Genomic DNA, 14,953 nt, shown 5'->3' with positions numbered 1-14,953 from the left:
TCAAGTGCCCTCGTCTGCCTCATCCATTAAATGACGTGCCCAGCGACCCGCCGCCCATGCGGCCGGCACCCCCAGAACAACGGACAGTTTCAACGCCGTCAGCGGGTTCAGCGTGTCCAGCCCCACAACCGGCGCCATCAGGCTGAGCATGAAGAGGTTGATCGCCACCGCACCAGACGCAAAGGGATACATCAACAGCGCCAGTTTCCACACCGGCCAGGGGCGGTCATCGCTCATACACACTCCGGTTTGAACAGGTCGGTAATCGCGGCCAGCGCCAGCGCAGGCGTCTCTGGCCATGTTCCAACAGGGTCCAGAACCGGCCCGTTGAACCGCGCAGCCTCAAGTTCTTCGGGCAGATCACCCGTGACATGACCCGCACGCACGGCAAAGAACGGCACCACAATGGCGTGACCCTGAACCGCAGACACCACATCGCGGATCGCGGGGGGCTCGTCCACGTAACAGGGTCGAACCGCCTTGAATGCGCCCTGTGCCGCCAGCGCCCTTGCTGCGGCTTCGGTCGCCTCGCGCGGCTTGCTGCTGGAGGGTGAGCCGTGCGCGGCGAGAATGACAGTGGTTTGCGCCATCTGCCAATCCAGCGTCGCAATACGCAGGCGTATGCGATCACACATCAGCCGCGCCACCCCCGGCATCAGCCCCATCGGCGCTGTCGCCTCCCAATCGGACAGACCCGCCGCTTTCAGCCGTTTGGGCAGATGGGTTTTGACAAACCAACCATCGGACATGAACCAGGGGCAGACGATCGGCCGCTCCAGGCCCCGCACAGCCCGATCCAGCGCGCCCTCGGACGCAAGGGTCGCGCCGCGCACCGTAGTGTCGGGCAGAAGCTGGTTCAGCCGCGCCGCCAACGCCTGCACGGCCGCTTCCTGTGGTGCAGGTTCAGAGGGTGAACCATGTGTGACCACAAGGATGGGCCGATCAATGACTGGTGCCGTCAGAAAAGGTGATCTTATTGAAAACATTGTATTTCCCTGATGGTTTGCTCATGGGTAGCCGTTTGACTTCTTCCAGCGTCTGCGCGTCGTAGATCAGGATCGCCCCGTCGTCTTCCCACAGGCTGACAAGCGCGTGGCGACCTTCACGATCAAACTCCACATGCGCCAGCGTCTTGCCGGGCACGGGGCGCAGGGTCTTGACGATCTCCAGCGTCTGCTTGTCGATCACATGCATCACGTCACGGTTGGGGCCGAAAAACACATCAGCCCAGACGTAGGGCGAATTTTCATGGCTGCGCATGAAAAACCCCGGCCCGTCGGTGTCGATCTGCGTCAGGACTTCCCAGTTCTGAATGTCGATAACCGACAGTTTTGCCTCGCGCAGGTGCGGTGTCGCCATGACGCGCCGCCCCTGATACTCCCAAGAGATGCCCGACCCCAGATGCGGCAGACCCGAGAGCGGCAATTCATGCGTCTCGCGGCCCACGTTCAGGTTGACCACAACGCCCCGGTCGCTTTCCCGCGCGGCCCCGATCAGAAACCGGTAATCCGGCGTGAAAAAGAAATCATCCAGCGGCTCGGTCACTTCGATGCGGCGGCGCGCAAAAAGCCCCTCGGACGAAGCGATCGCCTCGACCATGCCCTTTTCGCGACTATGCACGAAACCTTCGTACACGGGGTCCGCCTTGGGATCGGTCGCAACCTCCCAGATCTCGGGGATGTCTTTCAGAGCAAGAATGAAACTGTCGCGCTGCGGGGCCTGATAGACGGCAGAGACCCGCGAGGATTCACCGTCTTTGCCCACCACATCAAAGATGCGCTCTACCGACATATCCGCCGTGGAGAGAATGGTCAGGCTATGGGGCAGGTAATTGGCCACGGCGAGGTATTTGCCGTCCTTGGACATGGCGATGTTGCGGCTGTTGACGCCCGCGCGCAGACGCGCGACCTCCTGCATGGACCACAGGTCGATCTTTTGCACCCAGCCGTCGCGCGACATCACAAAGGTGAACCGCCCGTCGGGGGTGAATTTCGGCCCGCCATGCACGGCCAGCGGTGTGGGTAGCCGGGCGAGCACGTCAAATGTGTCGCCATCCAGCACGCTGATGTGGTGATCACCGGTTTCCACCACCACGAAGATATTGAGCGGATCGGCATCATGTTGCGGCGCATCGGGTGCGACGTAATCGGGGTTCACCTCAAGCGTTTCGGCAATACGCTCCGCGTTCCACACCGGTATTTCCGGCAGGGGCGTGTGCAGATAAGCGGCCAGTTCGGTGATATCCTCGGCACTGATCTGTGCGTCAAAGCCGGGCATCTGCGTGCTGATGCGCCCCTGTGCGATCACCGCTTCCAGCTTGTCGCCCTTCAGACGGCGCAGGCTTTCGGGGATCAAGGCAGGGCCAAGGCTGCCCAGACGGTCATCGCCGTGGCAGACCGCGCAATGGGTGGCATAGAGAACTGCCGGTTCGCCTTGAGCGCTCAGCGGTGTGAGCGCCAGCAGACTAAGTGAAATTATGCGCCGGATCATGTCGCCTCCCGGTGAATTTGCGAAGTTCAATGCGCGGGGCCTTCGCCCCGTCCAACCCGATCTCGGCGTCTGACAGATAGCAGGCGGGGTCTTCCTCCCACGGATCACCCGTCAGTTGCAGCGCGCGGATGCGCGTGTTGCCGCCACAAACCGATTGATGCGCGCAGGCCCCGCAGCGCCCTTTCAAAGGACGGGGTCGCGTGCGCAACAAGGCCAGCATCTCGTCTGAGCCAGTCCAGAGGTCCGAGAACGTATCGGATTTCACATTGCCTACGGTGTAATCGGACCAATAGGTATCAGGATGCACCTTGCCCGTGGGGTCGATATTGGCCACGCCGACACCGGAGGAATTCCCGCCCCAGGCCTGCAAATGCGCGGTCAGGTGGTCGATCTGCTCAGGGGCAAAGCGGTCGCTGGCCCAGTTCAGGAACCGCACTGCATCGGCGTCATTGTTGCCGGTGACAACCTCGAAATGACGGCCCTGTTGCAGCGCGCTCCACGCGCGATCAAGCAGCAGATCAACGCAGGAGCGTGCGCGGGCATGCCCTGCGTCTTCGCCCCGGTTCTTGTTGCCGCGCCCGGCATAGACCAGATGCGACATGTAGAATTTATCAATGCCTTCCGCCTCGCAGAGATCAAGGATCGCGGGCAGCTGTTCGGCGTTATCCTCGGTGGGGGTAAAGCGCAGGCCGACCTTGATGCCCTTTTCCTTGCACAGGCGCGCGCCGGCGAGCGCCTCGTCAAAGGCACCTTCCTGACCGCGGAACCAGTCATTTGTGGCCCCCACGCCGTCGATGCTGATGCCCACATAGTTGAACCCGATGTCAGCGATCTTTTCCACCGCCTCGGCGTCGATGCGCGTGCCATTGGTCGACAACGCCAGATAGCGGACCTTTTCGCGGGCGTACTGTGCAAGCTCGTAAATATCCCCACGCGACAGCGGCTCACCGCCCGACAGGATCAACGCGGGAATCTTGAATTCCGCCAGATCGTCAATCACCCCCAGCGCCTGTTTCGTGGATAATTCACCGGGGAAGATATTGTCCGAGGAGGTCGTATAGCAGTGACGGCATTTCAGATTGCAGCGCCGCGTCAGGTTCCAGATCACAACGGGCCGAACCGGGCCACGCCTGACGCGGGGTGGTGTGGGCGTGATCAGCTGTTCCATATATTGGGTCAGTCGAAACATCAGGTGGCTCCTTTACTGGCCAGTCGCAGACCGGTTTTCTTGAGGATTTGCGTCGAATAGAGCACGTCATGCGCGCGCACCGCAGAGCCCAGCAATTGCACGATATGCTGGCGTTTTTCCTCAACCTCGTCGCGGGTGGAGCCGTGCAGCATGGCAAAAAGGTTATAAGGCCAGACGGGCCGCTTGCGCGGACGCAGATAGCAATGGGTCACATCCTCCATCGCACCGACCAGCGCGCCCAGTTCTTCGGCCTGCGCATCGTCGATGTCCCAGACGGTCATGCCGTTGGCGGCCATGCCGAGTTTATAGTGATTGGGCGCAATGCCCACACGGCGGATGACCCCCTGCCCCAACAGCACCTCAAGGCGGTTCATCACATCCGCCTGTGTCATATCCAGCTGTTTGGCGATCTGCGCGTAGGGTTCCGGCACCAGCGGTAGGCCCGCCTGACAGGCTTTGATCAGGGCGCGGTCTTGGGGTGAGATGCTCATGCCGCCACCCGGAAGCCCACGAAGAATTCCTTGAGTTTGGGAAACTGGAACACCGGCAGGCCGGTTGCCGCCTCGATGCGCGCGGCGGTCTCGGTGATCCCCGCGGGAGTCTCGGTGGCCAGCACGAACCACATGTTCAGACGGTGATCGCGCGCATAATTATGCGCCACTTCATCGAAACTGTTGACGGTGCGGGTCATCGCCTCGAACTGCGCAGGCGGGACTTCCATGGCACACAGGCAAAAGGCACCGCCCATGGCTGCTGCGTCCAGAAACGGGCCGAAACGCGTGATGATGCCTGCGTCTTTCATGCGGGCCAGCCGTGCGATCAGATCGCCCTCGGCCAGTCCGAGACGCTCAGCGGCCAGCGCAAAGGGGCGGGGCGCAATCGGAAACCCGGTTTGCAGCGCGTTGATGATCTGCCGATCGGTATCGTCAATCTGCATGTGATTCTCCTGATGTCTTGCTGGATGGCGCCACGATCAGCGCACCCTGCTGGCGAAAACAGCGGGTGCTGAAAAGGACGCGGTATTCATAGGGCACCAGACGCGCGGCCACCCGGGCCTGGCTCAGAACATCCAGCGTTTCAGCGCGGCTGCGCCCGTGGATCATGCAGTAAAGCGTATAGGGCCATACCCCCGGCACGGCGCGCCGCTCGTAACAGAGCGTCACCCCCTGCACGGCGGTCAACGCAAGTCCGCAGGCCTCGACCTCATCCGGCGGTACATTGAAGACGCACATCGCATTGGCGCGCCATCCCAGCGCCCGGTGGCGCACGATCAGGCCGATGCGCGACAAGATACCCGACTGCGCCAGTACCCGGACCCGCTCCAGCACCTCAGCCTCGGTCTGACCCAGCCGCGCGGCGAGGTCCGCAAACGGGCAGGCGGTGGGCGTCATCCCTTCGGAAAGCGCCTGCATGATCGCGCGGTCGCTGGCTTCGATCCTGATGTCCATATCGACCGCGCGCGGTTGCGGCAGCGCGTTCGACCCATCCAGCGCAAAGCCAAGATCCACGTTGAAGGGCCGCTCAAGCCGCAGATCCAGCACCCGCAGGCCGGTCTGTTGCGTAATCCGCCGCAGGATGTCATCGACAAAAGCGCGCGTCGGCCCGGTGGCGACAAACCAGATATTCCATTTGTTTTCGCGCTCATAGGAATGGTTGACCCCTTCCTGCGCATTGATCACGGCGGCGATTTCTTCGATCTGGCCTTCGGGTGCTGCAACGGCGGCAAGCGTGCTTGCGGCCAGCGTGTTGGGCCGGCAAGTGGCCCCGATCCGGCTGATCGCGCCGGTTTCCAGCAGCTTTTGCAGCCGTTCAATGATGCACGCCTCTGATGTATCAAGACGGCGCGCTATTTCGTCAAACGGGCGTGACACGAGCGGCAAGGCACGTTGCCAGTCGTTCATCAGCCTCCAGTCGAGCGCATCCAGCGTCATATGTGTCCTCTCAAAGCCCAATGCGATGGGCCCTTGCGGTGAAAAAGATGCCCGATGGGGTTTCTGCCGGGATCTCTCCGATTTTCTCAAAGGTTTGCGTGTCGTAGATGTCGATCCGGTTGGCATCGCGCACCGACACCCAGACCTGATGACCGCGCGCGGTGAATTCCATGTGCAATACGGCGGGGCCGGGTTTGAGGCTGTGCAGGACTTCGCCCGATGCGGCTTCGATCACCTGAACCGTGTCATTGTGAGGATGGGCGTAATTCACCCAGACGTGCCGCCCGTCGGGGCGTGCCACGGCGAAAACCGGCTGGCCATGGGTTTTCGTGCGCCCCAGTTCGGTCAATCGTTGCGCATCGAGCCAAAGCAATTCGTGGCGTCCGACCGCAGGCAGGGCAAAACGGTCCCCTGCCAGCGCCCAGCCTTCAAGGTGGGGCATCTTGTAGACCGGCAGCGGTTCTTCGCCACGGCCATAACCGGGCAGAATACGCTGTGCGACCGGCGCATCTGACCACAGGTCAAGCGTGCTCATACCGTCCTCGCCAAACAGCCCCACAATGTAGCGACGCCCGTCGCCGGTGATCAGCGCATCATAGGGATTTGCGCCCATGCCAGTGATTTTTGTGACATCAGGCGTGGCATCGGACATGTCGACAATCCACGTCTCGCCCGTGTCCCACATGGAAAAGACGAACCGTCCGCCGGGAGCATCCACAAGGCCAATGGTTTTCGACTGCGTTGGGAAATTCGCAACCAGATCAAGTGTTTGCGCATCAAACACCCGCACACCGCCCGGTTCGTAGTTGGAAACCGCCACGAGATGCCCATCGTCGGAAATGGCCCCGCCGATGGAATTGCCCGCCTGTATGACCCGGCCTGCGATGGTTTGTGTGACCAGATCGAGCTTGGTCAACCCGCCGTCGCGGCCAAAAATATAGGCAAAGCGCGCATCGGGTGAGAATACCGCACTGGCATGGGACAGATCGCCAAACCCTTCAACCCGGGCGAGCACATCCATATCGGATTGATCCACGATCAGCACAGACCCGGTTGTGCGTTCAATCACGACGCCCAGATCGCCCGTGGCGTGGACCTCCACCTCGGCTGTGGCGGGCAGGGCAAGGACCAACAAGAGGGACAGGAAACTCATCAGGCGCATCACGGGCTGATCTCCAGCAGGTATTCGGCAATCCATTGTGCCTCGATTTCGGTTAAGAGCGGACGCCAGGGCGGCATGGCCGTCCCCGGAATGCCATCCAGAATGATCGACGTCAGACCATCGACCGTGTGCCCCTCAAGGGCCTCCGGCGTGATCGGGCTGCCAAGACCCCCGGTCATCTTGAGACCATGGCATGACCCGCAATCCTGTTGCACGAAATGCGCAAGGCGGTCCTGTTCGGCTTGCGGCAGTGCTTCGGCAGCGAGAGAGGGCGCGGCAAGCACAGATATCGCCAGCAATGCGACCGCCCTAGCCATGCAGCACCCGCTGCAGTTCGGGGGCCCGGAGAAGCGTGTCCGCCGCCGTGCTGTCCTCGCTGTCGATCAGGGTGACGACGCGGCCCACGATGAACAGAACCGGACCGGGCACGGGAATATTGGCACGTTTGATCTGCAAGGCTCCCAATTGCGTCACGAGACGGGTTTCATTGGGCCGCGTGCCATTTGCGACCACCAGAACCGGATGTTCCGCAGGCAGCCCGCGTTCGATCAGGCCAGCCGCGATCTGTTGCATATTGGCGTGGCCCATATAGACGACCAGCGTGGTATCCGCATCCGCCAACCCGTCCCAGTCGAGGTCAAGCGGACGGTTGGCCTGACAATGACCGGTGACATAGCGCACGCCCGTGGCCAATCCGCGGTGCGTCAGCGGCACGCCCGTTGATGCAGACACGCCCTGCGCGGCTGTGATACCGGGAGCGTAACTCACCTTGATACCGGCGGCGTGCAGAACGGCGGCCTCTTCGGAACCGCGTCCGAAAATCATCGGGTCGCCGCCTTTGAGGCGGGCGACGGTCGCCCCCTCCTGAACCAATTGCACCAACAGGGCATTGATTTCATCCTGCGGCACCGGATGGTGGTTGGGTTTCTTGCCCACATTGATCCGACGCACACCCGCAGGCACGAGCGCCATGATATCGCGTGATACCAGCCGATCATGGACCACCACATCCGCTGATTGGATCATCCGCAGCGCGCGCAGCGTCAGCAATTCGGGATCGCCCGGCCCTGCACCGACCAAAAAGACCTGACCTTGGTTCATTTTCTTCAGCATTTCAAGTCCTTACCAGTTCAGTTGCATTTTGGGGCCACAGTGTTGGAAAAAGCGCGGCAGGGGGGAGAGTCCTGCCGCGCCCGGTTTGCGCAAAAGATGTCAGTAGACATCCGCGCGGGTGTTGAAGACGTTGAACTTGCCGGTCGGTGTGACCAGGCGTTCGTCCTTGATGACGTGCTTCATTTCGAGGGTCTTGTCGTCGACCACAACGATGGCCGATTCCAGATCAGCGGCGTTCCAGATTGAGAACCAGATCTCGTTACCGGCCTGATTGAACTCGCCCTGCACAACGCGGGGCTGTCCTTCGGCAATCCCGGCCCATTCAACCAGCGGCAGAACGGTGTATTCCGGCTCTTCCTGACCCAATTCGTCGATCTTGAAGACCGCGACCGAGCCCGACGTTTCCGCATCCGGGTTCAGCGTCGCATCCACATAGAGGTGGTTCGACGTCGGATGCGATTTCACGAAGAGCGACCCACCACCCAGTGCGTAAAGCTGCTGCACCATTTTCCAGGCGTGATCCGGGTTGCCTTCGGGGTCTGTCCCGATCAATGCAACCGTATCATCCCCAAGGTGCGATGTTGCCCACACGGGTCCGTATGTAGGGTGGTTGATATTGGCGCCACGACCGGGGTGCGGTGTCTCGCCTTCGGTCTCGATCACGGCGACCTTCTTGCTTTCCTTGGTGTCGATCACGACGATCTTGCCACGGGCATTCGCCGCCGTCAGGAAGTAGCGCTGCGTGCTGTCCAGACCGCCATCATGCAGGAAGCGCTCCGCGTTGATCTCAGTGATTTTCAGCGCGTCGATGTCGGAATAATCCACCATCATGATCTTGCCGGTTTCTTTCACGTTCACAAGGAACTCGGGCTTGTAGTGTGATCCGAGGATCGCCGCGACGCGGGGTTCGGGGTGGAAATCCTGCTCGTCATAGGTCATGCCGCGCGTGGATTTGATGCGCAGTGGCTCCAGCGTGTCACCGTCCATGATGACGAATTGTGGCGGCCAATAGGCCCCGGCGATGGCGTATTGATCCTCGTATCCTTCGAATTTCGAAGTCTCGACCGACCGCGCCTCGGATCCGACCTTGATTTCAGCCACCGGACCGGGTGTTTCCATCCACAAATCAATCATCACGACCTTGGCGTCCCGACCGATCACAAAGAGATAGCGGCCCGATGCGGAAATCCGGCTGATGTGAACCGCGTAGCCGGTTTCGATGATCGTCTTGATCTCGTAGCTCGCGCCGTCGATCAGCGCGATCTCGCCCGCATCCCGCAGCGTGACCGAGAACAGGTTGTCGATGTCGATGTCGTTCATCTTTTCGGTGGGCCGGTCTTCGGGGGCGACGATCACTTTCCAGCTGTCGCGCATCTCCGCCATGCCCCATTCCGGCGGCACAGCGGGCTCCAGCAGCAGATACCGCGCCATGGCATCGACCTGCTCTTCGGTCATGTCGCCCGAGGTGCCCCAGTTGGGCATGCCCGCAGGCGAGCCATAGGTGATGAAGTCGCGCAGGTATTCAAACCCGTTCGGACGTGTGATGTCTGTGGTCAGCGCCTTGCCCGTCGCGCCTTTGCGCAGAACCCCGTGGCAGCCCGCACAGCGCTGGAAATAGATCGTGTTCGCATCCTGATATTCGCTAGGCGTCATGACCGGATCACCGGGCTTGCGACCCGGAATTTCGACCTGAATCTGACCCAGTGTTGTCAGGGACGGCTGGTAGGCAGCGGACGCATCATCGCCGTGATCCGCAGGCTTGTCCTGTGCGAACGCCAATGTGGCAGACAGCGACAACAGCGCGCTGACCGCAACAGAACGTGTGAGAATGGATAGGGACATATATCGGCTCCAATTGCAGAAAATTCGATACGTCCAAGGCTGACGGATGCAGGCGGGGGGTCGCCTTGACTTTGATCAAGACGCGGTGGGCCGGACCTTGTCAGGGTTGTTTTCAAGGTGGAAAGAGCCATGGCAAGACCTTTGATGTTCGCGATCCTCGCGCTCTTTTGGAGCGCGTTTTACGCGTGGGCAGAGACCACCCCCGACCCCCAAATGGCGCGCGCTTTGGTCGACGCGGACACAGCGCAGGTGCTGGTGCAAAGACAAGAAGCGCCCCTGCCCCACTGGCAAGTTCTGGACGCGGGCGACCGCCGCGTGCTGGGGCACATCGGCTCCACCTGGGAAGTGCTGAAATCCACCGGTTATTCAGGCAAACCGCTGGACATTCTGGTCGCTGTGGACGGTTCGGGCACCATCACCGGGGCGCGTCTGATTGAACATGCGGAACCTATCCTGACGCTGGGCATATCGGATCAGGACATTGCCGATTACGTGGATCGTTTCGCGGGCTTGCGCATGGGCGCGCAGGGCCTTGAGGGCGACGCGCCCGACATCATCAGCCGCGCGACCGTATCCACAGGGGTGATTCGCGATTCGATTCTGCACACCGCGCGATTGCTGGCCCATGCGGATCACGGGGGCATTGACCGTATGTCCTTTGAACCAGCAAACTGGGCCAGCTTGACCCAGATGGGCGCCTTCGCCACGAAAATCGTGAGCCTGCGCGATGCGCGTGCGGCCTTGCCAGATGCAAACCCGCCGATCCCCGACAAGGACGGCATATTCCTTGAAACATGGATCAGCGTGCTGGACCCGGCCACGATCGGGCAGAACCTGTTGGGCGCGCAGGGATTTCGCCGCGCCATCGCCGCCCTGCCCGCGGATCATGACGCGCTGCTGATCGCCAGCCGGGGTCTGCACTCGCACCGCGGCACCGCCTGGCGCAGGTCCGGGGTTTTCGACCGGGTGATACTGGAACAGGACGGGCGGCAATTCACGCCGCTGTCATCAGGCTACCAGCGCCTGAACCAGTTCGAACCGGACGACGCGCCAGAGGTGAAAGAGGCCAGCCTCTTTGCCATTCCGCGTGATCAGGTCGACCTTGGCGAACCTTTCACCGTGACCATTACCGCCACCCGTGGCGATGCGGTTTTCCCGATCTCGGTGCCGTTCGAACTGGTCGACAGATTCCTGACCCCCGCTGCCGCCCTGCCCACCCCGCCGCCCGCATGGCAAGCGGCATGGCAGGAAAAGCAAGGGCCCCTGATCGGGCTTGCAGTTATGCTTGGCACGCTCTTTACGATCCTGTTTTTCCAGGACGCCTTCGTGAAACGCCCACGCCTCTGGCTTTGGACGCGGATGGGTTTTCTGTCTGTCACCTTCCTTTGGCTGGGGCTTGTCTTGGGTGCGCAACTCTCCGTGGTGCAGGTGGTTGCCTTTGTCCATTCGCTGCTCAACGGGTTCAAATGGGAAGTCTTCCTGATCGAACCACTGATCTTTGTGCTCTGGGGGTTCACCGCCCTTGGTCTGCTGTTCTGGGGCCGGGGCGTTTTTTGTGGCTGGCTGTGCCCATTCGGGGCGCTGCAGGAGTTGTCAAACCAGGCCGCGCGCCGTCTGGGCATCAAACAGGTCGCCGTGCCGCATGCGGTGCATGAACGGCTGTGGATCATCAAATATACGCTGTTTCTGGCGATCCTCGGCCTGTCGTTTTATTCGATGAAAGACGCGTTGATCCTCGCCGAGGCGGAGCCGTTCAAGACCGCGATTTCCCTGCGGTTCATGCGCAGCTGGCCCTTCCTGCTGTTTGTCGGTGCGATCCTGTTCGTGGGGCTTTTCGTTGAGAGGGCCTATTGCCGCTACCTCTGCCCGCTGGGGGCTGCGCTTGCGATCCCGGCCAAGCTGAAAATCTTTGACTGGCTGCGCCGGCGTCCCCAATGCGGACGCGAATGCCGCCTGTGTGAACAACAATGCACCGTGGGCGCCATCGATCCGCTCGGGCGCATCAACCCAAACGAATGCATCCTCTGTCTTCGCTGCCAGATGATCTTTCACGAGCCGCACACCTGTACGGTTCTCAAACGTCGCAATCGCGCGGCATAACTCTGATCTGAAAGGACAAATTCATGTTCCAGAAACTCACAGCCGGCCTGCTGGCCCTGACCCTCGCGGCCCCCGCCTTCGCCTCGGGCGACCCTGCGAGCGGCGAAAAGGTCTTTCGCAAATGCAAAGCCTGTCACGCCGTGGGCGAGGACGCCAAGAACAAGGTGGGCCCGACGTTGAACGGCATCATGGGGGCCGCTGCGGGGGCCAATCCTGATTTCAAATATTCGGATGCGTTGATGACGATGGCCGCTGACGGTCTAGTCTGGACCGAAGAGGAGATGGCGGCCTTTCTCAAGAAACCCAAGGAATACATGCCCAAGACCAAGATGAGCTTTGCGGGCCTTCGGAAAGACGACGATATCGCGGATGTCATCGCCTATCTCGCGACCTTCAACTGAGCCCAGCTTGACTTTTGTTAAGGCGGCAACGCGCCGCCTTAACCATCGTGTTTTCATAGGCCTGCTATCAAAAGGAGCAAAGGATGCGTGACGTTCTCACGACTTCCATGGCCCGTAACATATTCTATGGCGGGTCATTATTTTTCATACTCATCTTTGTCGGACTTTCGGTCCATTCACACAGATACATCGTCACCACCTCCACGGATGCAGCCACGCTGACCGCAGAGGTCGAGCACGGCAAGCACCTGTGGGAAATCCACGGCTGTGTGAACTGTCATTCCATCCTCGGTGAGGGGGCGTACTTTGCGCCTGAACTGGGCAATGTGATGACACGCTGGGGCGTCGAGGACGACCCGGATGCCGCGTTCGAGGCCCTGAAGGGGTGGATGGACGCCATGCCCACCGGCATCGAGGGGCGCCGTCAGATGCCAAACTTTGGCCTGAACGACGAAGAGTATCGCGCGTTGAGCGACTTCCTGCTGTGGACCAACACGATCCGCAATCAGGACTGGCCACCGAACGACGCTGGATAAGGAAACACCATGAAATACCAATCTCAATCCATTGCCCTTGTCTACTTTGCCGTAGCGCTCGGGCTGTTTGCCATTCAGGTTTCGGGGGGTCTGCTGCTGGGCTGGATCTATGTCAGCCCCAACTTCCTGTCCGAAATCCTGCCCTTCAACATCGTGCGCATGCTGCACACGAACTCCCTGATCGTCTGGCTGCTGCTGGGCTTCATGGGGGCGGCGTACTTTGTCATCCCCGAGGAATCAGAGCGTGAAATCCACTCGCCGCTGCTGGCCTACCTCCAGCTGGCGATCATGGTGCTGGGCACGCTCGGCGTTGTTGTGACCTATCTGTTCAACCTCTTTGAGGGCAACTGGCTCTTGGGCAAAGAGGGGCGCGAGTTCCTGGAACAACCCGTCTGGGTCAAGATGGGCATTGTCGTGGCCGCGTTGATCTTCATGTACAACATCTCCATGACCGTGCTGCAAGGCCGCAAGACTGCGATCACCAACGTGCTGCTGCTGGGTCTGTGGGGGCTGACGCTCCTGTTTCTCTTTGCTTTCTACAACCCGTCAAACCTCGCGCTGGACAAGATGTACTGGTGGTACGTCGTTCACCTGTGGGTCGAAGGCACATGGGAGTTGGTCATGGCGTCGGTACTGGCATTCCTGATGCTCAAACTGACAGGTGTTGACCGTGAGATCATCGAAAAATGGCTCTATCTGATCGTTGCTACCGCGCTGTTCTCGGGCATCCTCGGCACCGGTCACCACTATTTCTGGATCGGGACACCGGGCTACTGGCAGTGGATCGGGTCGATCTTCTCCGCCCTCGAAGTCGTTCCCTTCTTTGGCATGATGGCCTTTGCCTTTGTCATGGTTTGGAAAGGCCGCAAGGATCACCCCAACAAGGCCGCTCTGCTGTGGTCGCTGGGCTGTGCGACGCTGGCGTTCTTCGGGGCCGGTGTCTGGGGCTTTCTGCACACGCTGCACGGGATCAACTACTACACCCATGGCACGCAGATCACCGCCGCGCATGGGCACCTTGCCTTCTTTGGGGCCTATGTATCGCTGAACCTCGCGATCTTCAGCTATGCCTTCCCGATCCTGCGCAAGCGTGATCCCTACAATCAGGTGCTGAACATGGCGTCCTTCTGGCTGATGGCCGGTGGTATGACCTTCATGACCTTCGTGCTGACCTTCGCAGGCACGGTCCAAACCCATGCACAGCGCGTGCAGGGCGACTATTTCATGGATGTTCAGGATGCGATCACCATCTTCTACTGGATGCGGTTCGGCTCCGGCATCGCCGTGGTCCTTGGGGCGCTGTTGTTCATCTACGCCGTGGCAGTCCCCCGCAAGGAGATCATCTCGCCCAGCGACAAACAACCGGTGGCTGCGGAATGAACATGCAATCTCCCACACTTGACAAGGGGGCGGCTGACGCCCCCTTTTACATGCCTCAAGGTTCCGAATGTGAGCTGTTCGAGGCGGCCTATGAAACCAATATGCCGCTTTTGCTCAAAGGGCCGACAGGGTGCGGCAAGACCCGTTTTGTCAGCCATATGGCGGCGCGCCTTGGTCGCCCGCTTTATACCGTGGCCTGTCATGACGATCTGTCTGCGGCCGATCTGATCGGGCGCTATCTGCTCAAGGGCGGCGATACCGTCTGGGCCGATGGCCCGCTGACCCGTGCTGTGCGCGAAGGTGCGATCTGTTATCTCGATGAGGTTGTAGAGGCCCGCAAGGACGTCACCGTCGTGCTGCACCCGCTGACCGATGACCGGCGCATCCTGCCGATTGACCGCACTGGCGAAACGCTGGAGGCCGCGCCCGGCTTCATGCTGGTGGCTTCCTATAACCCCGGCTATCAGAATATCCTCAAGACGCTCAAACCCTCGACCCGCCAGCGGTTCTTGTCAGCCACTTTCGATTTCCCCCCGATGGATCAGGAGGTTGCGATTGTCGCGCAGGAAAGCGGGCTGGAAAGCGATCGTTGCCAGAACCTCGTGCGTCTTGCGGGCAAGTTTCGCGCGCTCAAGGGGCAGGATATCGAGGAAGGTGTTTCAACCCGGCTGGTGATCTATACCGCAACGCTGATCGCCAAGGGCATGCCGCTCGAACAGGCCATCCACGCGGCGATGATCGAACCGCTGTCCGATGACGAGGACGTGCAGCAGGGCCTGAACGATATCGTCACGGCGGTCTTTGGCTAA

At 60.7% G+C, this 14,953-nt stretch carries 16 protein-coding genes; 5 read left to right on the top strand and 11 right to left on the bottom strand.

What is annotated here, in order from left to right; all coding sequences use genetic code 11:
• The 11 genes from RD1_RS07280 to RD1_RS07230 all read right to left on the bottom strand — a co-directional run bounded on the left by RD1_RS07280 (position 1) and on the right by RD1_RS07230 (position 9,727).
• Positions 1–237, bottom strand: coding sequence for a hypothetical protein (locus RD1_RS07280; RefSeq protein ID WP_011567823.1), 237 nt, complete (start codon positions 235–237; stop codon positions 1–3).
• A complete protein-coding gene (locus RD1_RS07275) occupies positions 234–986 on the bottom strand; it encodes a sirohydrochlorin chelatase (RefSeq protein WP_011567822.1) in 753 nt (250 codons plus the stop codon). Before RD1_RS07275 ends, RD1_RS07280 begins: the two co-directional genes overlap by 4 nt.
• Positions 943–2,490, bottom strand: coding sequence for a nitrite reductase (locus RD1_RS07270; protein ID WP_011567821.1), 1,548 nt, complete (start codon positions 2,488–2,490; stop codon positions 943–945). The genes RD1_RS07275 and RD1_RS07270 overlap by 44 nt, the downstream gene beginning before the upstream one ends.
• Positions 2,465–3,679 carry a heme d1 biosynthesis radical SAM protein NirJ gene (gene nirJ, locus RD1_RS07265; RefSeq protein ID WP_011567820.1) on the bottom strand — a complete coding sequence of 405 codons (1,215 nt, stop codon included), beginning with the start codon at positions 3,677–3,679 and terminating at the stop codon, positions 2,465–2,467. Before nirJ ends, RD1_RS07270 begins: the two co-directional genes overlap by 26 nt.
• Positions 3,679–4,170 (bottom strand): siroheme decarboxylase subunit beta, encoded by a 492-nt coding sequence (locus tag RD1_RS07260; RefSeq protein ID WP_011567819.1) that lies wholly within the window; start codon positions 4,168–4,170, stop codon positions 3,679–3,681. The genes nirJ and RD1_RS07260 overlap by 1 nt, the downstream gene beginning before the upstream one ends.
• Positions 4,167–4,616, bottom strand: a complete 450-nt coding sequence (locus RD1_RS07255) for an Lrp/AsnC family transcriptional regulator (RefSeq protein ID WP_011567818.1) — start codon at positions 4,614–4,616, stop codon at positions 4,167–4,169. Before RD1_RS07255 ends, RD1_RS07260 begins: the two co-directional genes overlap by 4 nt.
• Positions 4,606–5,610 carry a siroheme decarboxylase subunit beta gene (locus tag RD1_RS07250; protein ID WP_011567817.1) on the bottom strand — a complete coding sequence of 335 codons (1,005 nt, stop codon included), beginning with the start codon at positions 5,608–5,610 and terminating at the stop codon, positions 4,606–4,608. Before RD1_RS07250 ends, RD1_RS07255 begins: the two co-directional genes overlap by 11 nt.
• Before the next feature lie 10 nt (positions 5,611–5,620).
• Positions 5,621–6,772: a cytochrome D1 domain-containing protein gene (locus RD1_RS07245; protein WP_011567816.1), complete on the bottom strand. Its 1,152-nt coding sequence runs from the start codon at positions 6,770–6,772 to the stop codon at positions 5,621–5,623.
• A complete protein-coding gene (locus RD1_RS07240) occupies positions 6,772–7,089 on the bottom strand; it encodes a c-type cytochrome (RefSeq protein ID WP_011567815.1) in 318 nt (105 codons plus the stop codon). The genes RD1_RS07245 and RD1_RS07240 overlap by 1 nt, the downstream gene beginning before the upstream one ends.
• A complete protein-coding gene (gene cobA / locus RD1_RS07235) occupies positions 7,082–7,885 on the bottom strand; it encodes a uroporphyrinogen-III C-methyltransferase (RefSeq protein WP_085978945.1) in 804 nt (267 codons plus the stop codon). The genes RD1_RS07240 and cobA overlap by 8 nt, the downstream gene beginning before the upstream one ends.
• Positions 7,886–7,984: 99 nt before the next feature.
• On the bottom strand, positions 7,985–9,727 hold the full coding sequence (locus tag RD1_RS07230) for a nitrite reductase (protein WP_044032999.1): 1,743 nt from the start codon (positions 9,725–9,727) through the stop codon (positions 7,985–7,987).
• A 129-nt stretch (positions 9,728–9,856) separates the two neighbouring features.
• Between RD1_RS07230 and RD1_RS07225 the strand changes: the two genes are divergently transcribed.
• The 5 genes from RD1_RS07225 to RD1_RS07205 all read left to right on the top strand — a co-directional run bounded on the left by RD1_RS07225 (position 9,857) and on the right by RD1_RS07205 (position 14,953).
• On the top strand, positions 9,857–11,827 hold the full coding sequence (locus RD1_RS07225; RefSeq protein ID WP_011567812.1) for a NosR/NirI family protein: 1,971 nt from the start codon (positions 9,857–9,859) through the stop codon (positions 11,825–11,827).
• 23 nt (positions 11,828–11,850) lie between these two features.
• Positions 11,851–12,228 carry a c-type cytochrome gene (locus tag RD1_RS07220; protein ID WP_011567811.1) on the top strand — a complete coding sequence of 126 codons (378 nt, stop codon included), beginning with the start codon at positions 11,851–11,853 and terminating at the stop codon, positions 12,226–12,228.
• Positions 12,229–12,311: 83 nt separating this feature from the next.
• On the top strand, positions 12,312–12,764 hold the full coding sequence (locus RD1_RS07215; protein WP_011567810.1) for a c-type cytochrome: 453 nt from the start codon (positions 12,312–12,314) through the stop codon (positions 12,762–12,764).
• 9 nt (positions 12,765–12,773) lie between these two features.
• Entirely contained in the window at positions 12,774–14,144 is a 1,371-nt protein-coding gene (locus RD1_RS07210) for a cbb3-type cytochrome c oxidase subunit I (protein ID WP_011567809.1), read from the top strand.
• The gene (locus RD1_RS07205) at positions 14,141–14,953 is read left to right on the top strand and encodes a CbbQ/NirQ/NorQ/GpvN family protein (protein ID WP_011567808.1); all 813 of its coding nucleotides are present in this window, start codon (positions 14,141–14,143) and stop codon (positions 14,951–14,953) included. Before RD1_RS07210 ends, RD1_RS07205 begins: the two co-directional genes overlap by 4 nt.

This window comes from Roseobacter denitrificans OCh 114 (assembly GCF_000014045.1).
Lineage (GTDB): Bacteria > Pseudomonadota > Alphaproteobacteria > Rhodobacterales > Rhodobacteraceae > Roseobacter > Roseobacter denitrificans.
This window is presented reverse-complemented; position numbering and strand designations above follow the sequence as displayed.